Source organism: Paraburkholderia suaedae (genome assembly GCF_040812055.1).
GTDB lineage: Bacteria > Pseudomonadota > Gammaproteobacteria > Burkholderiales > Burkholderiaceae > Paraburkholderia.
Map to the genome: position 1 here is coordinate 1 of NZ_JBFOAH010000008.1, position 19,653 is coordinate 19,653.

The window sequence follows — 19,653 nt, forward strand, 5'->3', positions numbered from 1 at the left end:
ACGTTTCGTTGACAGATCCAGACCAAGACCAAGTTGCGTCATCGAAGATACCCCTAAACTTTCCTATCTCCCAGGATAGTCCACCCGTACGTCGACGCCAGGACTTTTGCAGACCTTCCCTAGACGATCACACCGTCGGATTCAAACCATCAGGGCGTCCTGCGAATTGGCATGCGGCATCGCTTCTGATGCCGCGAGATCGTGAGCCGGGTGGCCCCGGCTCACGCAAAGCGGCGTCGCTTCTCGGCGGCTGATGTCATCGAGTTGGCGAATGGACCGAATTCCGCCCGCTTCAGCCACGAGTCGACGAGTGCGTGTGCAGGGGTTCGGTCCCGTTCAACGAATTTCGTAGTCTGCTTTCTTCACGCTGCTTCCTGCTGGTCCAGCTTCGACGCAGCGCCAGTGCAAGCTGCGCGAGTATCAGCAGCAGGAAAACGCCGAGGAACGCTGCGCTGATCGGCTTGTGCACGAAGACGGCAAGGTCCCCATGCGACAGCAAAAGAGAGCGACGGAAATCTTCTTCGGCCATCGGACCCAGGACATAACCAAGAAGAATCGGCGCAATGGGAAAGTCGAGTGCCAGGAAGATTGCACCCGCTACGCCGAACACGAGTACTTCGCCCACTTCGAAAAGGCTATTGTTAGTGCTGTAGACCCCCACCGCAATAAAAAACAGCGCCGTTGGAAAGAGGTAACGATACGGTACGCGCAGTAGCTTGACCCAGACACCGATCAGTGGAACGTTCAGCAGTATCAACAGCACGTTGCCGACCCAGAAGCTGGCGATCAATCCCCAGAAAAGATCCGCGTGTTCGGTAATAAGCTGCGGTCCAGGCTGAATGCCCTGGATCAGCAATGCGCCGAGCAGCAGCGCCATGACGGCATCGCCCGGAATCCCCAGACTCATGGTCGGAATGAAATCGACCTGAGTCTTCGAGTGCGATGCCGCCTCCGGCGCGGCGACGCCTTCCAGCGCACCATGTCCGAAGCGCTCCGGCGTCTTCGATATTTTCTTTTCGAACGCGTACGCAATGAAGGTCGTAATGGTCGGCCCAGTGCCGGGCAGGGCGCCGAACAGGCTGCCGATGATCGTACCGCGCAGCATCGGAAAGAAGGCGCGCTTGAGATCCTGGCGATCGGGCCGCATGTCGCGCAACCTTACCTTGGCGGCGCTTCCCACTACATCCATCCGGTTGACGCCGCGCAGGAACTCGCCGACTCCGAATAGTCCCATGGCGAGTGCGACGAGTTCCACTTTGTCGGAGAGCTCTGTAAACCCGAATGTGAAGCGTGCCACGCCCGTGTTGACATCGGTGCCCGCCACGCCGACCAATAGCCCGACCGCGGTCATGGCGACGCCCTTGAGCTTCGAGCCCTTGCTCATCGTCGCGCCGACCAGCAGGCCGAGCAGCATGATCGAAAAGATGTCAGTCGGGCCGAACTGAAATGCGAAGCGAACGAGTACGGGCGACGCGAACACCATGACCATGATGCCGAACGACGCAGCAAAGAACGACGCGATCATCGTAATGCCGAGCGCCGCTCCGCCGCGGCCTTGCCGGGTCATCGGATAGCCGTCGAGGCAGGTGACGGCATGCGGCGGGTGGCAGGGCAGGTTCAGCAGAATCGCTCCGATCGCACCGCCATACTGGGACCCGTAGAAGATGCCGGCCAGCATCAGGATCGCAGGAATGGGATGCAGCGCATAGGTGAGCGGCAGCAGCATCGAGATGGCCGACAGCGCCCCCATGCCGGGCAGCACACCGATCAGGTTGCCGACCAGCACGCCGAAAAACGACCACATCAGGTTGTGCGGTTCGAGCGCAACCCCGAACCCCTGCCATAGATCCACCAACGATTGATAAAGCATGTCTCAACCCCAATGAACGAGCGGCAACTGGATCTTCAATCCCCACCAGAACACGATCACGCACACGACGCAGACCGCAATCGCCAGCCAGAAAGCGTTTTTCACCATGTTGCGTTGGTCGCCCAGCGCCGATACGAAGACAATCGCGAAGGTCGCGGGCAACAGCCCAATGTAGGCGGCACAAACGATGAAGAGGGCGATGCCAAGCACGATGCAGATCCATCCGCGCCATTGCGGCGCGGCATCGCCCCTTGCGCGCGATGCCGCGCCCGCCGACTGGCCCGTGAACGCGATCGCGATGCCCGTCATGGCGAGAATGACGCCGATCGCGGCGGGGATGAAGCCTGGTCCCATATCGGCAAGGTCGCCGACACCGTAGCTTGTACCGCGCACCGTCGCCGCCATGCCCAGCAGAAACATCAACGCGCCACCGACATAGTCGCGAGTGCGTGGGTTGTGCAGACCTTGCATGTCTGTTTCCTCCTGCGGTTGCTGTTTAGGCCGAATGCGTGTTATTGCGGCTTGATCGCAGCCCATTTGACGACCTTGCCCGCCAGCGCCATCTGGTCCTTGATGAACTGCGCGAACTGGTCGGGCGTATTGCCAACCACGACGAGGCCGACGTCGGTCAGCGTGTCGTGAGCGGCCGGCGTCTGCAGTGCCTTGACAATGCCGGCGTTCAGCTTCGCGAGCACCTCCTTCTGCAGATTCGCGGGGGCGACGAAACCGTACCACGACGACGCCTCGAAACCCGGAACACCGGACTCGGCCACGGTCGGCAGGTTCGGGAAGGCGGGCACGCGTTTGGAGGCCGCGACGCCGAGTGCGATCAACTGGCCGGATTTGATGTACGGCATGGCAGCCGTGAAGGCATCGAATTCGACTTTCACGCGGCCGCCCAGCAGATCCGTGTACGAGTTCGCCGAACCCTTGTACGGCACATGCGTCATTGAAAGATCGGCCATGTGATCGAACAGTTCCATCGCCAGATGCTGCGATGAGCCGATGCCGCCCGATGCATAGCTGATCTTTCCAGGATTGGCTTTCGCCTTCGCGATCAACTCCTGCACGGTCTTGACCTGCAACGACGGATGCGCAACCAGCACGAGCGGCGCGTTCACGGCTAACGTGATCGGCGTGAAGCTCCTGACCGTGTCGTAGGGCAGATGCGTGTAGAGGCTCGCGTTGGCCGCGTGCGTGCCGGGAGACGCAATGCCGATCACGTAGCCATCGGCAGGTGCCTTTGCGACCAGATCGGCACCGATGATCCCGTTGGCTCCCGGGTGATTCTCAACGATAACGGGCTGCCCCCATTGCGCGGTCAATTGCTTCGCGACGACGCGTGCAAGCAAATCCGTCGAGCCGCCCGGTACGTACGGCACGATGATGCGGATCGGTTTGTCGGGAAAAGTGTCCGCATGCGCGACGGACGTCGCGCAGAGCGTGGAAAGTGCCAATGCAGCGAATGCAGCGAAAGCGCGCCGAAGGAATTGCATGTTTGTCTCCTGTTTTTATCTGATATTGGCCGGTCGATGTCGCGACTCTTAAACGTACGCGGGACCGTCGATTACCGGATGAGCCGCAAGAAACGCTTCGTCCAATTCGATTCCCAGTCCCGGCGCGTCGCTAACCACCACGCAGCCGTTGGCGTCGAGGCGGTCGGGGCGATTCGTCAGGCTGTCGCGGAACGCGTTTTCGCGCGCCACGTCGGCTTCGAAGAAACCGCCGTTGTCGATCGCGCTCAGCATGTGGATGCTGGCCGCCATGTTGAGCCCGCTTGCGGATGTGTGCGGATGGATTCGCAGCTTGTACGCCGATGCCATTGCGGCAATGCGAACCCCTTCGGTGATCCCGCCCGTCTTCGAAAGATCCGGTTGCAAGATACGAATCACGCCATCTTCGATCACGCGATTGAACTCGAAGCGCGTAAAGTGGTTTTCGCCGGCGGCAAGCGGAACGTGTCCGAACTGGCTCGCTTCCCGGTAGCTTCGGTGATCGTGCGGCGGGAACGGCTCTTCGAGCCACAGGACGCGATTCGCTTCGAGCGCGGGCATCGCGAGACGCACGTCGTCCATGCTGTAGCCCGTATTCGCGTCGACCATGATATCGATGTCGTCGCCGAATGCTTTGCGCACCGCTTCCAGTCGTTCGACATCGCGCCGTACGGTATCGCCGAAGCGCAGCTTGAGGGCGCGATAGCCTTGCGCGACGAGTGCGCGTGCCTCCTCGACGAGTTCCTCGGCAGGCTGGAAGCCGAGCGAGATGCCGCCCGCGTACGCCCGGATCGGGCTGCGCGATCCGCCAAGCAGCTTGTAGACCGGCCAGCCGACGGCCTTGCCACGAATGTCCCACAGGGCGAGGTCAATGCCGCTCATCGCCAGCGCAGCCGCGCCGGCCATGCCGTGACTGGCGAGCTGGCGGGAGTAGATGCGCGACCAGACGCCGACCACATCGGCGGCATCCATGCCGACGACGAGCTGGCTCAGCGTCGTGTTGATCAGGTGCGCGATGGCGCCCGGGCAACGCCCATGATGCGCCTCGCCCCAGCCCGTCACACCACCGACCGTCTCGACCTTGACGATCACGCAGTCACGCTTCACCGCGCGGCCGATGCCGAGCGTCACGCCGTTTTTGACGGGCACTGACGCGGCATAAGCGTGGATCCGCTCGATGCGGAGGTTTGCGTCGAATTGGCTCATACGGACACTCCGGAATCAGTTACCGCGCTGCCCGCATCGGAGCGTGCAAAATGCTTGCCCCAGACCTCGGGGTTGACCAGATGTTCGGGCCGCTCGCCCTTCAGCAACTGCACGACCTGGCGTGCCGCACCCAGACTCATGCGCGCCGAGCTCTCCTGCGTGAGCGCAGCGGCGTGCGGCGTGAGCACGACATTGTCGAGTTGGTGGAACGGATGGCCGGTCGGCAAAGGTTGCTCGGTGAACACGTCGAGCATTGCACCCTTGATCGCGCGCCGGCATAGCGCGTCGACGAGTGCGGCATCGTCGATCACAGCACCGCGCGACGCGTTGACGAGCACCGCATGCGGCTTCATCAGTTCGAGGCGTTGGGCGTTGACGAGATGACGGGTCACGTCGGTGAGCGGGCAGTTCAGCGAAATGAAATCGCTGCGCGCAAACAGAGTGTCGATATCCACGGGCTCGACGAAGGCCGGCAGTGCGTCGAGGCGCGGCTGCGAGCCAATCACGCGCATCCCGAAACCATAGTGGCAGGCGTGTGCGAGTGACGCACCGATCGTTCCCACGCCGACGATGCCGACTGTCTTTCCCGACAGCTCCGACGTGCTCGCAGACAGCGCGCGCGCCGCGGTCCAGCCGTCCCGGCGCAATCCGCTGTCCATCTCTGCAAAGCGGCGTGACAGCAGCAGGAATCCGCCGATACAGTATTCGACGACAGCCTGCGCGTTGGCGCCCGGCACGTTCGCGACGGGAATGCCATGCGAGCTCGCTGATGCTACGGGAATGAAATCGAGGCCGGTGCCGTTGCGCACTACGCCGCGAAGCCGGTTCGGCTGTTCGAACAGATCGGCGGGCAGTTGCGTGCGCACGACCAGCACGTCGGCGCCGCCTATCATTTTCCGCAACGTGTCGGCCGACGGGTCGGGCGCGACCACCACTTGCGCAACGCCTTCGAGCAGCGAGAGTCCCGCAGCATCGAGCGGCAGCGTGCACAGGACGACAGGCAGATTGGGCGCGGTCATGTTCATGCGATTTTGTAGCGTTCGAGCACTTCGCGATTGATTTCAATGCCGAGGCCGGCGCCCGTCGGCACCTTGACCATGCCTTCGCGATGCGTCAGGTCAGCCGAGCTCAGTTCATCGCGGAACGGGTTGAACGTCTGTTCGTATTCGAGCATGGGTGGCGTCGGCACCAGGCAAGGAGGTGTGAATGGTAGCGATGCGAGGAAGTGCATCGTGGCTGCGAGGCCGATCGCCGTGCCCCATGCGTGCGGTACGCATTGAACCGAATTTGCCTGCGCGAGCGCAGCGATCTTCTTGCATTCGGTGATGCCGCCCGCTGCGCAGACGTCGGGTTGCACGATGTCCATCGCGCGCCGTTCGAGGATTCGGCGGAAGCCGAATTTGGTGAATTCGTTTTCGCCGCCGGCGATGGCCATGTCGAGACTTCGCGACACTTCGACATAGCCATCCAGGTCTTCGGGGGAAATGGGTTCTTCGAACCAATGCACGTCCAGCTTTTCCAGCTCGCGGCCGATATTGATCGCTTGCGGAACGTTGAAGCAATGGTTGGCGTCGACCATGAGCGCGATGTCCGAGCCGATTGCATCGCGCACGGCTGCCACGCGCTCGATATCCTTTTTCAGCGAGCCGAGGCCGATCTTCATCTTGATCGCCTTGAAGCCTTGCGACTTGTAGCCGAGCGCCTCTTCGACCGCTTCTTCGTTGAGGCGGTCCATGTTCCTGAAGTACAGCCCGGTTGCGTACGCCTGCAACGAATTCCGGAAGCTGCCGCCGATCAGCTTGTGGATGGGCTGCCCGGTAGCCTTGCCGATGATGTCCCACAGCGCGATATCGACGCCGCTGATAGACGAAATGGTCATGCCGCTCAGGCCGTAGTCCTTGACCTTGTTATACAGCTCCTCCCACAGCACTTCGACGTCGAACGGGTCGCGTCCGATCAGCGAGGGCCGCAGCAGAGATTCGACGATGGACCGGTTGACGGCCGCTGGCCCGTAGCAATCGCCCCAGCCGACGACTCCGTCGTCGGTGCGGATCTCGACGACCAGCGCGCCCTTGGTCTTATAGATCCATCCGCGGGACGATGTGAACGGCTCGTCGACATTGACGAGCAACTGATGGGCGATGACTTCTGTAATCTTCATGGTTGCGTGTTCGAACGTTACTGATTGACTGACGGGTAGGGTGCGCCATTCGACCACGGCGAGAACGGCGCAGGGATGAGAATCTTGTTTTCCTGATTGAGCACGAGCGGCTGGACTTTCGCGGCGTATGCCCTCCAGTCAGGATGCGCGAGGAGTCGTGAGCGGCGCGCGGCGCGGTCCTGGAGGTCTTCGTAGGCCCACAGATGGACCACCTGATTCAGCACGCCGAGTTCGCTGGTGAAATAGCCCACCAGATTGCCGAGAATCGGCCGCTGGATGGCAAGGCCTTCTTCCTGATACATCCGCACGTACTGCTGGGCTTTGCCGCAGTAGCAGGTATAGATGCGCTCTTCAATGATCATCCGTCGTCTCCAGGGCGTGACTTTGCTATAATCCAGAGAACTATAGAGCTATAGTCCTATATAGGACATACTATGGAGCCGGTGATGCGATGTCAATCGAGGGTAATCACCAGGCTCCCGGGAATCTGATGCGCCCAGTAAAGTGGGCAATGCCCGCTGACGGTTGGGCGCATGAAAGAGACGGATATGGACAACATCAACGATCAAACGACGGTTCCGGCGCTGCGATTGCCGCAGCAAAACGGAGTGCCGAAATATCTGCTGCTGCGTAACTATCTGTCCGACGAGATCGCGAGCGGCCGGCTGGAGTCCGGCGCAAAGCTTCCTCCGGAAGATGCGCTTGCGGACATGATGGAGCTGAGTCTTGGCACCGTGCAACGCTCACTGCGCATGCTCGTCGACGAGGGCAAGCTGGTGCGCAAGCACGGTACAGGCACTTTCGTCGCGGATGGATCGACCATGATGCATGCGCCGTTTCAGCACTGCCGATTCATTGACGAAGCGACGGGTCAGCTGTTGCCGATCTTTTCCAAAGTCGTGCGGCGGCGCGCGGTGAAAGAGCGCGGCCTCTGGTCTACGCGTTTGCTGGCTGCGAGGCCGATGTGCGTTGAGCGGCTGTTTTCGATTGCCAATGAATTCACGATCTACACCCACCTGTACTTCGACGCCGACGTGTTTCCCGAACTGGCGACCCTCGATACGGAAAAACTGAACGGCGCGAATTTCAAGGATTTGCTTGCTCGCGAGTTTCATCACCCACTCACGAAGTTCAGCGAGCAACTTGCGGTACGGGTCTTCCCGGCATACGTGTGCAAGGCCTTGCGTCTGAAGGCGGGGACTTCGGGTGCCGTACTGGAAATCTTCGCATACGACCGACGTGGCGAGGTCGTGTATTTTCAGGACCTTTATATTCCGCCCAACAGCCGTCCGCTACAGATCAGCTGAGTCCGGCGTCGACTAGTGGCAACGAACGAGCCGCAGCGACCGGCGCTTCGTAAGGTTGTGTCGCGTTAAGAAGGATAAGGTGAGCAAGGACCTATGTTGAAGAGGACTGCTTACATCGAGAGAGAATAGAACTGCTCGGCAGCAGTCGAAGCAACGTCATCGTCACACATCTGTCCCTTGCGGATCATATGCGCGATCTCGATGCCGGACAGGATGATGCGCGCACACCGGAAACGAGAGAATCTTGACTAACCGTTGTACGAGGGAGAGCAGATGACGGCGAACGATACGAAGGTGTCGGACACTGGTGCACCCTCGCACGCCGCACCTATGTGGGAACAGGCAAACTGGTCACATATCGAGGCGGAGGTGAAGCGGCTTCAGATGCGTATCGCCAAGGCAGTCCGGGAAGGCCGATGGGGCAATATGAAAGCCATGCAACATCTGCTGACCCGCTCACATAGCGGCAAGATGTTGGCCGTGAAGCGAGTGACGGAAAATCGAGGTAAGAAGGCTCTGTCGCATTAACGCGGGCGCGGTAAAATTCGAGGCGAACGAAAACGCTCTGTCCACACGATGAAAAAGACAATGACGCCACGAACGACGCTTGCTCCGGACATCGCCAAGGTTCTGAAGCGGCTGCACTGTCCGCTTGAAGTAATTCTGCTGTGCGTGCGATGATACGTTGCCTACTCGCTGAGTCTTCGCAATCTCGAGGAAATGATGGCCGAGCGCGACATTTGTGTCGATCATTCGACGGTGCATCGCTGGGTCATCAAGGTGGTGCCACTGTTCGAAAAGACATTTCGTCAGCACAAGCGTCCGGTCGGCAAGAGCTGGCGTGTTGACGAAACCTATATCAAAGTCAAGGGCGCGTTGAAGTACCTTTACCGGGCAGTGGATAAGGCGGGCAACACCATCGATTTTCTGTTCCGGGCCAAGCGGGACAAGGCTGCTGCGCGGCGCTTCTTCGAAAAGGCAATTGGACAGAACGGCTCGCCCGAGACTGTAACCATCGACAAAAGCGGCGCCAATCTGGCCGCGCTTAACGCGGTAAACGCCGAGCGCGAGACGTCCATCAAGGTTCGTCAGATCAAGTATTTGAACAACATCGTGGAGCAGGACCATCGAGCCATCAAACGACGAACCCGACCGATGCTCGGGTTCAAGGATTTCAACTGCGCGCGCGTCATTCTGAGTGGCATCGAATTGATGCACATGATCAAGAAAGGGCAGGTGAAATGTTCGGGCAGAACTTCGCTGTCTGCCGCCCAGCTATTTTACTCGTTGGTTTCGTAAGGTATCCTTCGCATATCCCATTGCTTGACCCGCTTTCCTTTCCGCGACAGAACCACTGAACGCCCAGCGCGTCTTCTAGCGATCGGATCTGGCGGCTCACGGCACCCGGCGTGACATGAAGTTCGTCTGCGGCGACAGTGATGCTCAGGCGTCGCCCCACTGCCTCGAAGGCACGTACGGCGGTGAGAGGGGGCAATCGGTCCATCGCGGGGATTCTGGCATATGCTTGAGATTATCTCAAGCATATGGCGGCACCCGCGCATGTCAAATGCAGCGCGAATCGCGAACTCGCAAACGCTTGCGCCGGCGCCGGCGCCGGCCAGAACGATGGAGCCCGCGGGCGGCAAGTGGCCAAAGGTTTTCTTTTCCCCGCTGTTAGAAATAGTGCGTTGACCGGACTATTGGCGAACCCTAAACTCGTTTTCAACCTGTTCTGTAGGGATGCCATGCTGACCACGCCACAGTTGAGAACATGACTGTCATTGCCACCATAGAAGACTTGCGCGTGCTCGCCAAGAAGAGGGTGCCGCGGATGTTCTACGAATACGTCGATTCCGGCTCCTGGTCCGAGTCGACGTATCGCGCCAATACAGCGGACTTCGGTCGCATGAAATTCAGGCAGCGCGTTGCTGTCAACGTCGAACGTCGCAATCTGAAAACGCGAATGGCCGGCCAGGAAGTGACGATGCCCCTGGCGATCGCGCCCACTGGCATTGCCGGCATGCAACGGGCGGACGGCGAAATATTAGGTGCAAGAGCGGCCGAGAAGTTCGGCATCCCATTCGTTCTATCGACAATGAGCGTCTGCTCGATCGAAGACATTGCGGAACACACGTCCGCACCCTTCTGGTTCCAGCTATATGTGATGCGAGACCGGAACTTCATGGTTCGCCTGATCGAGCGCGCCGCGGCCGCAAAATGTGCGGCGCTTGTAGTAACCGTCGATTTGCAGTTTCACGGCGTGCGAATCAAGGAGATCAGAAACGGACTGTCGGTGCCCCCAAAAATGAACCTGTCCAATCTCGCCGGCCTGTTGTCGAAGCCGCGATGGTGTTTGGATATGGCAGGGACCAGGCGCCGCACGTTCGGCAATATCGTCGGGCATGCGGCGAACGTCAAGGACATTACGTCGATGTCCTCGTGGGTGTCGCAGCAATTCGATCCGACGCTATCCTGGGACGACGTGAAATGGATCAGGCGACGCTGGCCGGGCAAATTGATCATTAAAGGAATCATGTGCGCGGATGATGCGCGACTCGCTGTCGACAGCGGCGCGGACGCGATTGTCGTGTCGAACCATGGGGGGCGGCAGATGGACCACGTGCCGTCCACCATATCGGCGCTGCCGGCCATCGTCGATGCTGTCGGGAGCAAGACCGAGGTTCATATCGACGGTGGAATCCGCTCCGGTCAGGATCTGCTCAAAGCGCTCGCACTGGGAGCGAAGGCGGGATATATCGGCCGATCGTTTCTTTATGGACTGGCCGCGCGCGGTGAAAGCGGCGTCACGCGTTGCCTTGAAATCATCCGCCAGGATCTGGATCTCACGCTGGCCTTTGCCGGCCTTGACGACGTAAAGGCCGTAGATTCCAGCATCCTGGTTGCAGGCACCTATTGAAACGGAGTCAGGCATTCTTAAGGTAGGCGAGTAGCGGAAGGACAACTGGCCGACCCGATCAAGAGGTCCGGCAGACGATGCGAGCAGCACAAAAATGATACGCACCGAAAAAATCAGGAGATAGCAGTAATGAAAACAGAATTGAAAAAAGCACTCGCTATTGCGAGTTTCACGTTGCTGGCCGCTGGTTGTTCGAGTTACGCCGCTGCAGCGGGAAATACCATCAAGATCGGCTTTATCACCGACCTGTCGGGCGACTATGCGGACCTCGATGGCCCCGGCGGCGTCGAAGCGATCAAGATGGCGATCGCGGATGCGGGTGGCAGCGTCAACGGAAAGAAGATCGAACTGCTCGTGGCAGACCACCAGAACAAGGCTGATATTGCGGCCAGCAAGGCGCGCGAATGGTTCGACGTTCAGGGGATCGACTTGTTGGTGGGCGGAACCAACTCTTCGGCTACGCTTGCGATGGCGGGCATTGCCGCTCAAAAGAAAAAAGTCTTTATCTCCGTCGGTTCCGGCACGATGCAGCTGACCAACGAGGAATGCAATCCGTACACCATCCAGTATGTATTCGACACCGCCGCAGTCGCGCGGGGCACGGGTGCGGCACTCGTCAAGCAAGGCGGCAAGTCCTGGTACTTTCTGACGGCTGACCTCGCATTCGGTATTTCGCTAGAAAAAGAAGCGGCGGCGACCATCAAGGCCAATGGCGGGAAAGTTATCGGCGAGGCGCGACATCCGCTAGGGGCATCGGACTTCTCGTCGTTTCTTTTGCAAGCACAGGCTTCGAAGGCTGAAGTCCTCGGGCTCGCCAATTCCGGTACGGATTTCGTCAACGCGATCAAGGGCGCGCACGAGTTTCAGATCAACAGGACGATGAAGCTGGCGGGCATCGTCATGCCGATCAGTCAGATCAATTCGCTCGGACTGGATCTCGCCCAGAACATGTATTTCACCGACGCATGGTATTGGGATCAGAGCGACGCATCGCGCAAATGGGCGCGCCGTTACTTTGCCACGGTGAAAAAGATGCCCGGCATGTTTCAGGCGGGAGACGCGTCGGCGGCGTCGAACTATCTGAATGCGGTCCGCCAGGTGGGCACCGATCCCGACAAGGTGTTGGCGAAACTGCGAGCAACGAAGATCGACGACTTCTTCACGACCAATGGCGTGATCCGTCCCGACGGCAGCATGGTGCACGACATGTATCTGATGCGTGTCAAAACCCCGGCCGAGTCCAGGTATCCGTGGGATTACGAAAAGTGGGTGCAGACGATTCCGGGCGATCAGGCCTTCATCTCCAAGGGCGAATCGAAGTGCGCGTTGTGGAAGTGAGCCAGCAGCGCGACCACGCTCGCATCGCGATCTAGCACGCGTTCATTTTCGGAGAGTGCCACATGATTCGTTTGCGTCAACAGCGGATTCTAGACGCCCATCACCACTTTTGGGATCTCGAGTTCGCACACTATCCGTGGCTGTCGACGGCGGTCGATCCGCATTTTTTTCTTTCGGACTACTCCGCACTTCGCGACCGCAACTATCTGCCGGATGATTACCGCGCCGCATCGGCAAAGTTCACGGTCGTCGGGACCGTGCATATCGAAGCGGAGCGCGAGCGTACCGATCAGGTCGGGGAAACGCGCTGGCTGACCGAATTGAATCGCACCACGGGATTGCCGAGTGCCATCGTCGGTCACGTCTGGTTCGATCAGCCCGAATGCGAAGAACGGTTGCTCGCGCATCTTGAATCGCCATTGTTCCGCGGCGTTCGCTCGAAGCCGGTCTGCGCGCCGAGCCGGGAAGAGATGTCGCCGGGGCGACCGGGCTCGATGCAGGACGAACGATGGATACGGGGATTTGCTCTGCTGGAAAAGTACGGGCTTTCATGGGACCTGCGCGTGCCGTGCTGGCATCTGCACGAGGCGGCGGCCGTGGCGCGCGACTTCCCAGCGACGGCGATCGTGTTGAACCACACTGGATTTCCATGGGACCGCAGCCCGGAAGGGATCGCCGCGTGGCGCAGCGGCATGGAGGCGGTCGCTGCCCATCCCAATGTGTGGCTGAAGGTCTCCGAACTGGGTTTGCCTGCTGCGCCGTGGAGTATCGAAGGGAACCGGCAAGTGGTGCGGGAGGCGATTGAGATCTTCGGCATCGAGCGCTGTATGTTCGGTAGCAACTGGCCGGTTTCCACGTTGCGCGCTTCCTATGAAACGATCGTCGACGGACTCCTGACTATTCTCAGCGATTTTTCGGAGAGCGATCTCGATCGATTCTTCTGCAGCAACGCCGCCAGGTTTTACAGGATCGACGCGTAAACAATCGCGCGCGACGACTGCTGAAACGGGATTTTTTCACATTGGAGTGAATGGCAGTGGGCAATCGAATTGAAGACAAGGTCGCCATCGTGACCGGCGCCGCAGGCGGGATCGGCTCAGCGACGGCAACGCTTTTCTGCGAGGAGGGCGGCAAAGTCGTACTCGTGGATCGCGACGGAGCCGCACTCGATGACGCGGCGGCGAGGATCCGCGACACCGTTCCCGGCGCAACCGTCCTCACGGTGATTGCCGACGTCGCTAACGAGATATCGGCCGCGGATATCGCAGCAAAGACACTCGACGAGTTCGGGCGCATCGATGTACTCGTGAACAACGCAGGCATCCGCAAATACTTGCCACTTGCGGAAGCATCGGAGCAATCCTGGCAGGACATTCTCGGCGTCAACCTGCTGAGTTATGCGTTCATGTCGAAGGCGGTGATCGCGGCGATGCGCGCAGCTCGGCAAGGCAGCATCATCAATATTTCTTCGACGTATGCGGTGACCGGCCGGCCCCGCATGGGCCAATACGATGCTACGAAGGCTGCGATCCTGGCCTTGACCCGGACGCTCGCGTTCGAGGAGACATCTAACGGTATCCGTGCCAACGCCGTATGTCCAGGCTTCACGTTGACGCCGTTTCATGTCGCGAAGGCGCAAGCCAACGGGCAGTCGGCTGAAGATTTGCGTACCGCTGACATCGACGGTTGCCTGATGCGACGTTGGGCCGATCCGCGCGAGGTTGCCTATCCGATTCTTTGGCTGGCGTCGGACGAGGCTTCGTATATAACCGCAAGCACGTTGATGGTTGACGGCGGCCGTCCGGTCGTCTAGCGACTACGCATTCTGTGGCGGCGATGAACTGAACGTGCATCAGTCATTGCCTCGTGATCCGTCTTCAGAGGAGCTGGTATGTCTGATTTCATCAAGGTCGAACGCAGCGGAGCAGTGGCGACGGTCGTGCTCAACCGGCCCGAAAGGCTTAACGCGGTATCAAAGCCAATGTGGAAAGCGATCGACGTGGCCTTTACCGCGTTGTCGTCCGACGATTCTTTGCGCTGCATCATCGTGCGTGGCGCGGGTGACAAGGCGTTCAGCGCCGGGGCCGATATCTCGGAGTTTGAAACCGATCGATGCGACAAGGCTCGTGCCGCTGAATACGGCCGTGTGGTTCACGCAGCGGTCGCCGCGATGGAAAACTGCCGTCATCCGATCGTCGCGCAGATTCACGGCGTGTGCGTTGGCGGCGGCCTGGTGCTCGCCGCGCTATGCGACATCCGCATCTGCGGGGAGTCGAGCCGCTTCGGCGCGCCGGTAAAAAACCTCGGGTTGGTCGAAGCGTACGCGGAGATGGCGCCGATGATCCGCCTCACGGGTCCCGATGTCGGACTAGAAATCCTGCTGGAGGGCCGTGTGTTCGGCGCCGCCGAGGCAAAAGAGAAGCGACTGGTGTCGCGCGTGGTCGCCGACGACCGGGTCGCAGAGGAAGCGTGGGCAACGGCGCAGCGGGTGGCGGAAGGGGCGCCCCTGGCCGCGCGCTGGCACAAGAAATTCGTGCGCCGTTTGGCGGCGCCCGTGGCCATCTCCGATGCCGAATACGACGAATGCTTCGTCTGCTTCGACACGGAGGACTTTCGCATCGGCTATCGGGCGTTTCTCGCCAAGCAGCGTCCCGACTTTGTCGGTAGATAACCCCTAATGGAACGAAGGAAACCATGACAACGAATTCCTCACACCCCGGACCGCTTGCCGGAATGCGGGTGCTAGAGCTGGCCCAGATCATGGCGGGGCCCACCTGCGGAATGATGCTGGCGGATATGGGCGCTGACGTCATCAAGGTCGAAAAGCTGCCTGGCGGCGACGACTCGCGTGGCTATGGCGAACCGCGCGTGAACGGCGTGTCGGCGGCCTTCATGGTGCTGAACCGGAACAAGCGCGGCGTGGCTGTCAACCTGAAGCACGCGCAAGGCAAAGAGATCCTGAAGCGAATGGTGGCCGACACAGACGTGTTGATCGAAAACTACCGGCGCGGCACGCTCGAGAAGTTCGGGCTTGGATACGACGTACTGTCCAAAATCAATAGCGGCCTGATCTATTGCGCGATCTCGGGCTATGGACGGGACGGGCCATACGGAGATAAAGGCGGCTTCGACCTGGTGGCGCAAGGCTTCTCCGGCCTCATGTCGGTAACCGGCGAGCTCGGCAGACCGCCGGCCAAAACCGGTAATTCGATCGCGGATATCAATGCCGGCGTGCTTAGCGTGGTCGGCATCGCGGCCGCCTACGCGCATAAGCTGAAGACCGGCCAGGGGCAAATCGTCGACACCTCGCTGATCGAGGCGGCACTCCAGCAAATGTACTGGCATGCGGCGATCTACTTTGCCACCGGCAAGTCGGCCGGTCCGACGGGTTCGGCTCATCTGCTGACCGCACCGTATCAGGCGTTTCGTGCAAGCGACGGATGGATCAACATCGGTGGGGCAAATCAGGCGAATTGGGAGCGTATTGCCGATGTGCTTGAGCGTCCGCAATGGCGAGCCGATCCCCGGTTCGCCACCAATATGGCGCGAATGGAAAATCTCGAGGTGCTGGTTGCCGAGATGACGGGCGTTCTTGTCACGCGTACCCGCGACGAATGGATCGCGGCTTTCGATAAGGCGGGTGTGCCGGTCGGTCCCGTGCATACGGTGGAAGAAGCGCTCGAGCATCCGCAAACGCTGGCGCGCAACATGGTGGTCAACCTGGTGCATCCGCAGGCCGGACCGACGCGCGCGCTGGGCTGCCCGGTCCACTTTTCGGAAACACCGACGCAGATCACTCGTCCGTCGCCGTTGCTCGGCGAACACACGCGTGAACTGCTGCGCGAATACAACTATACCGATGACGAAATCGACGCTTTCGTGGCTGACGGCGTCGTGGAGGAGGCGGCCGCGTTGACGACCTGAAAAACGCGTTGCGCGGTCAGCGATGTGGATGGGTACCTGTTTGAATTAATTAGGAGGACGTATGCCAAAACTATTGAGCCAGACGGAGATCGACCGTTATAAGGAAGAAGGGGTGCATTTTCCGGTGAAGGCTATGACGCCGGCCGATGCGGGCAATCTTCTTACGCGCTTCATGGATCTGCAGGAGCGCTATGGCGCGAAGATGTCGCGCAACAACAATCAGTTGCACAACTCGCACATGCTGGTGACCTGGCTTGCGGAACTCGTACGCCATCCGACAATCCTCGACGCGGTCGAAGATATTCTCGGTCCGGACATTCTGTGCTGGAACTCGCAGTTCTTTGCCAAGAAGCCCCACGATCCGCGCTTCGTGTCCTGGCATCAGGACTCCACCTACTACGGCATGTCGACCAACGAAGTGCTGACCGTATGGCTCGCGCTGACGCCAAGCGTGGTCGAGAACGGCTGTCTGCGCGTGGTGCCCGGCAGTCATAAAACGCAGGTGCCGCATATCGATACCTTCGACGAAAACAATTTCCTGACCCGTGGCCAGGAAATCGCTGTCGAGGTCAACGAAGACGATGTGGTGGACGTCATCCTGCAGCCGGGCGAAGCGTCGATTCACAATGTGCGGCTCTTTCACGGCTCCGAGCCTAACAAAGCCGACTTTCCCCGAGTCGGCTTTGCGATCCGCTATATCCCCGCGCACGCTTACCAGACTACTGGTTTGCCCGACAGCGCGACGTTGGTGCGCGGCGAAGACAGGCACGGTAATTTCGTCCTCGCGCCGGCGCCGGAATCCGACTTTCATCCGGACGCGATGGCGCGCCACGCCGCTGCTGTCGATATGCAGCTGCAGATTCTGTATGCAGGCGCGGCCGAAGCGGGCAAGCGCGCGACCGCACCGGCGCAATAGCCGGTCCGCCGCAGGCGGCGTCTAAACGCAACGCAATGCAGCGCAACGGGGCGACGTCGCCGACGCCACACGGTATAAACGAACAACTGGAGCAACCAGTGGTCGACATCATTCTCGAGACGCGAAACCTGACCCGGCATTTCAACGGATTTACTGCCGTGAATGATGTCAGCGTCAAGGTCCGGCGCGGACATATTCATGCCCTGATCGGTCCGAACGGCGCCGGCAAAACGACGTTCTTCAATTTACTGACCAAATTCCTTACCCCGAGCTCCGGCGCAATTGTATTCAAAGGGCGCGACATCACGGCTGCCACACCCGCGCAGGTCGCTCGACAAGGCGTCATTCGCTCGTTTCAGATCTCCGCGGTCTTCCCGCATCTGTCGGTTCTCGACAACGTGCGCATTGGCTTGCAGCGCGCGCTCGGCACGTCGTTTCATTTCTGGCGCAGCGAACGCAGCATCGCTTGTCTGAACGATCGCGCCATGGACCTGCTTGCGTCGGTGAATCTGGTCGCGTTCGCGCACGATATCGCCGCTGATTTGCCGTACGGCCGCAAGCGTGCGCTCGAAATTGCGACGACCCTCGCCATGGACCCGGAACTGATGCTTCTGGACGAGCCGACCCAGGGAATGGGACACGAAGACGTGGACCGGATTGCCGAGCTGGTCAAAAAAATTTCTGCGGACCGCACGATCCTGATGGTCGAACACAATCTCACGGTCGTCGCGGGCATTTGCGACAGGATCTCGGTGCTGCAACGCGGCAGCGTGCTGGCCGAAGGCACCTATGCCGAAGTTTCCGCGGACGAGCGCGTGATTGAAGCTTATATGGGGAGCGGCCCACAGACGCTCTTGGGGGTGCACTGATGCTGGATATCGATGTCCGTTCGGCCGCATCGCGCGGTGCGACTCGAGTTTCGGACTATGCGCTCGACGTATCGAATCTCGATGCCTGGTACGCTGAGTCGCACATCCTGCATAACGTCCGCATGCAGGTGAAGCATGGCGAAGTGGTCGCGCTGCTTGGACGTAATGGCGCTGGTCGCACCACGCTGCTGCGGGCCATCATGGGGCTGACGGGAGCTCGCGAGGGTTCGATCCGGATCAACGGCACGGAGGCAATCAATCTTCCGACCTACAGCATTGCACATCTGGGCGTCGGCTATTGCCCGGAGGAACGAGGCATCTTCTCGGGACTGTCGACAGAAGAGAACGTGATGTTGCCACCGCCGCTTTCCAAAGTCCATGCGGGCATGACGCTCGAGGAAATCTACGCAATGTTCCCGAACCTCGCGGAGAGAAGAGCGAGCCGGGGAACGCTTCTCTCCGGTGGCGAGCAGCAGATGCTGGCGGTTGCGCGGATCCTTCGCACTGGCGCGAGACTGCTGTTGCTCGACGAAATCTCCGAGGGTTTGGCGCCGGTTATCGTGCAAGCGCTCGCGCGAATGATCGTCACGCTCAAGTGTGCTGGCTACACCATTTTGCTGGTGGAGCAGAACTTCCGCTTCGCGGCGCCGTTGACCGACCGGTTCTACGTCATGGAGCACGGGGAGATCGTGGAGTCGTTTGATGCGTCGGATCTTCCGTCGAAGATATCCGCGTTGCACACATTACTCGGCGTATAAATGAAAGGACGAATATGTTCGGCATGCCGCTACCGGTGATTTTGAGCCAGTTGCTCCTTGGACTGGTGAATGGCTCGTTTTACGTAGTACTCGCGTTGGGACTTGCAGTTATCTTCGGGCTGCTGAATGTCATCAACTTTGCGCACGGGGCGTTGTATATGCTGGGCGCGTTCGTGGCATGGATGGGTCTCAATTATGTGGGTGTGGGCTATTGGACAATGTTGTTCGTCGCGCCAATACTTGTGGCCGCTTTGGGGATGATCGTGGAGCGTGTGCTGTTACGGCGGCTCAACAAGCTCGATCCGCTTTACGGGTTGCTGCTGACGTTCGGTCTCTCGCTCATGGTGGAAGGGCTGTTCCGGTCGGTCTATGGCGTGTCTGGAGAGCGCTACGCGGTTCCGCCGTCACTGTCTGGCGTATTCGATATCGGCTTCATGATCCTGCCGGTCTACCGTGCATGGGTTGTCGCTGCATCCCTGTTCGTTTGCTTCGGCAGCTGGTTCCTGATCGAGAAAACGCGCCTCGGTGGCCGTTTGCGCGCGGGCACGGAGAACCCCAAGCTGGTGCAAGCGTTCGGTATCAACGTGCCCCGCATGGTGACGCTCACCTACGGATTCGGTGCATTGCTGGCAGCGTTTTCCGGTGTGCTCGCGGCGCCGGTGGTCCAGGTCTCTCCGTTGATGGGCTCGAACCTCATCGTTATTGTTTTTGCGGTCGTCGTTATCGGCGGAATGGGCTCGATCGTTGGCGCCATCGTGACGGGACTCGGTCTGGGCGTGATCGAGGGTCTGACACGTCTTGTCTACCCGCCGTTATCAGATGTGGTGGTGTTTATCGTCATGGCGATTGTGCTGATTTTCCGGCCTGCAGGCCTGTTCGGAAAAAGAAACTAGG

20 protein-coding genes and 2 pseudogenes are annotated in these 19,653 nt (G+C 59.9%); 13 read left to right on the top strand and 9 right to left on the bottom strand.

The features are described 5' to 3' along the window. Positions 1–292: 292 nt before the first annotated feature. The 7 genes from ABQJ48_RS13400 to ABQJ48_RS13430 are packed head-to-tail and all read right to left on the bottom strand — an operon-like array spanning position 293 to position 7,092. Complete coding sequence (locus tag ABQJ48_RS13400; RefSeq protein WP_367838500.1) at positions 293–1,870, bottom strand: tripartite tricarboxylate transporter permease; 1,578 nt, start codon at positions 1,868–1,870, stop codon at positions 293–295. 3 nt (positions 1,871–1,873) lie between these two features. Next, positions 1,874–2,341 carry a tripartite tricarboxylate transporter TctB family protein gene (locus ABQJ48_RS13405; RefSeq protein ID WP_367838501.1) on the bottom strand — a complete coding sequence of 156 codons (468 nt, stop codon included), beginning with the start codon at positions 2,339–2,341 and terminating at the stop codon, positions 1,874–1,876. 41 nt (positions 2,342–2,382) lie between these two features. Beyond that, positions 2,383–3,366 (bottom strand): Bug family tripartite tricarboxylate transporter substrate binding protein, encoded by a 984-nt coding sequence (locus tag ABQJ48_RS13410; RefSeq protein ID WP_367838502.1) that lies wholly within the window; start codon positions 3,364–3,366, stop codon positions 2,383–2,385. Between the two features lie 48 nt (positions 3,367–3,414). Then, positions 3,415–4,569, bottom strand: a complete 1,155-nt coding sequence (locus ABQJ48_RS13415; RefSeq protein WP_367838503.1) for a mandelate racemase/muconate lactonizing enzyme family protein — start codon at positions 4,567–4,569, stop codon at positions 3,415–3,417. Then, positions 4,566–5,594, bottom strand: coding sequence for a hydroxyacid dehydrogenase (locus ABQJ48_RS13420; protein ID WP_367838504.1), 1,029 nt, complete (start codon positions 5,592–5,594; stop codon positions 4,566–4,568). The genes ABQJ48_RS13415 and ABQJ48_RS13420 overlap by 4 nt, the downstream gene beginning before the upstream one ends. Continuing rightward, positions 5,591–6,730 carry a mandelate racemase/muconate lactonizing enzyme family protein gene (locus tag ABQJ48_RS13425; protein ID WP_367838505.1) on the bottom strand — a complete coding sequence of 380 codons (1,140 nt, stop codon included), beginning with the start codon at positions 6,728–6,730 and terminating at the stop codon, positions 5,591–5,593. The genes ABQJ48_RS13420 and ABQJ48_RS13425 overlap by 4 nt, the downstream gene beginning before the upstream one ends. A 17-nt stretch (positions 6,731–6,747) precedes the next feature. Beyond that, positions 6,748–7,092: an NIPSNAP family protein gene (locus ABQJ48_RS13430; protein ID WP_367838506.1), complete on the bottom strand. Its 345-nt coding sequence runs from the start codon at positions 7,090–7,092 to the stop codon at positions 6,748–6,750. A gap of 171 nt (positions 7,093–7,263) precedes the next feature. On the opposite strand from ABQJ48_RS13430, the gene ABQJ48_RS13435 reads away from it, so the two are divergent. After that, positions 7,264–8,037 carry a GntR family transcriptional regulator gene (locus tag ABQJ48_RS13435; protein WP_367838507.1) on the top strand — a complete coding sequence of 258 codons (774 nt, stop codon included), beginning with the start codon at positions 7,264–7,266 and terminating at the stop codon, positions 8,035–8,037. Between the two features lie 110 nt (positions 8,038–8,147). Here ABQJ48_RS13435 and ABQJ48_RS13440 read toward each other — a convergent pair. Next, positions 8,148–8,279, bottom strand: a pseudogene (locus tag ABQJ48_RS13440) (IS6 family transposase); the annotation flags it as partial. Between the two features lie 31 nt (positions 8,280–8,310). Here ABQJ48_RS13440 and ABQJ48_RS13445 point away from each other — a divergent pair. Together ABQJ48_RS13445 and ABQJ48_RS13450 are read left to right on the top strand one after the other, a co-directional pair. Beyond that, positions 8,311–8,565: a reverse transcriptase N-terminal domain-containing protein gene (locus ABQJ48_RS13445; RefSeq protein ID WP_367838508.1), complete on the top strand. Its 255-nt coding sequence runs from the start codon at positions 8,311–8,313 to the stop codon at positions 8,563–8,565. Between the two features lie 60 nt (positions 8,566–8,625). Continuing rightward, positions 8,626–9,336: pseudogene (locus ABQJ48_RS13450) on the top strand (IS6 family transposase). Here the strand turns inward: ABQJ48_RS13450 and ABQJ48_RS37840 are convergent. Then, on the bottom strand, positions 9,260–9,541 hold the full coding sequence (locus ABQJ48_RS37840) for a LysR family transcriptional regulator (protein ID WP_473094135.1): 282 nt from the start codon (positions 9,539–9,541) through the stop codon (positions 9,260–9,262). The pseudogene ABQJ48_RS13450 and the gene ABQJ48_RS37840 sit on opposite strands and share 77 nt — an antisense overlap. Positions 9,542–9,808: 267 nt before the next feature. Between ABQJ48_RS37840 and ABQJ48_RS13460 the strand changes: the two genes are divergently transcribed. The 10 genes from ABQJ48_RS13460 to ABQJ48_RS13505 all read left to right on the top strand — a co-directional run bounded on the left by ABQJ48_RS13460 (position 9,809) and on the right by ABQJ48_RS13505 (position 19,652). Then, positions 9,809–10,954 (top strand): alpha-hydroxy acid oxidase, encoded by a 1,146-nt coding sequence (locus tag ABQJ48_RS13460; RefSeq protein WP_367838509.1) that lies wholly within the window; start codon positions 9,809–9,811, stop codon positions 10,952–10,954. 129 nt (positions 10,955–11,083) lie between these two features. Beyond that, the gene (locus tag ABQJ48_RS13465; protein WP_367838510.1) at positions 11,084–12,292 is read left to right on the top strand and encodes an ABC transporter substrate-binding protein; all 1,209 of its coding nucleotides are present in this window, start codon (positions 11,084–11,086) and stop codon (positions 12,290–12,292) included. Positions 12,293–12,354: 62 nt separating this feature from the next. Then, on the top strand, positions 12,355–13,272 hold the full coding sequence (locus tag ABQJ48_RS13470; protein ID WP_367838511.1) for an amidohydrolase family protein: 918 nt from the start codon (positions 12,355–12,357) through the stop codon (positions 13,270–13,272). Positions 13,273–13,328: 56 nt separating this feature from the next. Continuing rightward, a complete protein-coding gene (locus ABQJ48_RS13475; protein WP_367838512.1) occupies positions 13,329–14,105 on the top strand; it encodes an SDR family NAD(P)-dependent oxidoreductase in 777 nt (258 codons plus the stop codon). 78 nt (positions 14,106–14,183) lie between these two features. Beyond that, positions 14,184–14,963, top strand: coding sequence for an enoyl-CoA hydratase/isomerase family protein (locus ABQJ48_RS13480; RefSeq protein WP_367838513.1), 780 nt, complete (start codon positions 14,184–14,186; stop codon positions 14,961–14,963). A 23-nt stretch (positions 14,964–14,986) separates the two neighbouring features. After that, the gene (locus ABQJ48_RS13485; RefSeq protein ID WP_367838514.1) at positions 14,987–16,216 is read left to right on the top strand and encodes a CaiB/BaiF CoA transferase family protein; all 1,230 of its coding nucleotides are present in this window, start codon (positions 14,987–14,989) and stop codon (positions 16,214–16,216) included. A gap of 61 nt (positions 16,217–16,277) precedes the next feature. Beyond that, entirely contained in the window at positions 16,278–17,132 is an 855-nt protein-coding gene (locus ABQJ48_RS13490; protein WP_367838515.1) for a phytanoyl-CoA dioxygenase family protein, read from the top strand. Between the two features lie 98 nt (positions 17,133–17,230). Next, positions 17,231–18,001: an ABC transporter ATP-binding protein gene (locus tag ABQJ48_RS13495; RefSeq protein WP_367838516.1), complete on the top strand. Its 771-nt coding sequence runs from the start codon at positions 17,231–17,233 to the stop codon at positions 17,999–18,001. Beyond that, on the top strand, positions 18,001–18,759 hold the full coding sequence (locus ABQJ48_RS13500; protein ID WP_367838517.1) for an ABC transporter ATP-binding protein: 759 nt from the start codon (positions 18,001–18,003) through the stop codon (positions 18,757–18,759). Before ABQJ48_RS13495 ends, ABQJ48_RS13500 begins: the two co-directional genes overlap by 1 nt. Before the next feature lie 14 nt (positions 18,760–18,773). Further along, positions 18,774–19,652, top strand: coding sequence for a branched-chain amino acid ABC transporter permease (locus tag ABQJ48_RS13505; RefSeq protein ID WP_367838518.1), 879 nt, complete (start codon positions 18,774–18,776; stop codon positions 19,650–19,652). Position 19,653 lies beyond the last annotated feature (1 nt).

Coding starts and splice junctions, on each gene's coding strand:
- ABQJ48_RS13405 (WP_367838501.1), bottom strand. CDS start 2,341: ATGCAAGGTCTGCACAACCCACGCACTCGCGACTATGTCGGTGGCGCG.
- ABQJ48_RS13490 (WP_367838515.1), top strand. CDS start 16,278: ATGCCAAAACTATTGAGCCAGACGGAGATCGACCGTTATAAGGAAGAA.
- ABQJ48_RS13485 (WP_367838514.1), top strand. CDS start 14,987: ATGACAACGAATTCCTCACACCCCGGACCGCTTGCCGGAATGCGGGTG.
- ABQJ48_RS13505 (WP_367838518.1), top strand. CDS start 18,774: ATGTTCGGCATGCCGCTACCGGTGATTTTGAGCCAGTTGCTCCTTGGA.
- ABQJ48_RS13445 (WP_367838508.1), top strand. CDS start 8,311: ATGACGGCGAACGATACGAAGGTGTCGGACACTGGTGCACCCTCGCAC.
- ABQJ48_RS13435 (WP_367838507.1), top strand. CDS start 7,264: ATGAAAGAGACGGATATGGACAACATCAACGATCAAACGACGGTTCCG.
- ABQJ48_RS13420 (WP_367838504.1), bottom strand. CDS start 5,594: ATGAACATGACCGCGCCCAATCTGCCTGTCGTCCTGTGCACGCTGCCG.
- ABQJ48_RS13480 (WP_367838513.1), top strand. CDS start 14,184: ATGTCTGATTTCATCAAGGTCGAACGCAGCGGAGCAGTGGCGACGGTC.
- ABQJ48_RS13460 (WP_367838509.1), top strand. CDS start 9,809: ATGACTGTCATTGCCACCATAGAAGACTTGCGCGTGCTCGCCAAGAAG.
- ABQJ48_RS13410 (WP_367838502.1), bottom strand. CDS start 3,366: ATGCAATTCCTTCGGCGCGCTTTCGCTGCATTCGCTGCATTGGCACTT.
- ABQJ48_RS13415 (WP_367838503.1), bottom strand. CDS start 4,569: ATGAGCCAATTCGACGCAAACCTCCGCATCGAGCGGATCCACGCTTAT.
- ABQJ48_RS13470 (WP_367838511.1), top strand. CDS start 12,355: ATGATTCGTTTGCGTCAACAGCGGATTCTAGACGCCCATCACCACTTT.
- ABQJ48_RS13425 (WP_367838505.1), bottom strand. CDS start 6,730: ATGAAGATTACAGAAGTCATCGCCCATCAGTTGCTCGTCAATGTCGAC.
- ABQJ48_RS13500 (WP_367838517.1), top strand. CDS start 18,001: ATGCTGGATATCGATGTCCGTTCGGCCGCATCGCGCGGTGCGACTCGA.
- ABQJ48_RS13465 (WP_367838510.1), top strand. CDS start 11,084: ATGAAAACAGAATTGAAAAAAGCACTCGCTATTGCGAGTTTCACGTTG.
- ABQJ48_RS13400 (WP_367838500.1), bottom strand. CDS start 1,870: ATGCTTTATCAATCGTTGGTGGATCTATGGCAGGGGTTCGGGGTTGCG.
- ABQJ48_RS37840 (WP_473094135.1), bottom strand. CDS start 9,541: ATGGACCGATTGCCCCCTCTCACCGCCGTACGTGCCTTCGAGGCAGTG.
- ABQJ48_RS13430 (WP_367838506.1), bottom strand. CDS start 7,092: ATGATCATTGAAGAGCGCATCTATACCTGCTACTGCGGCAAAGCCCAG.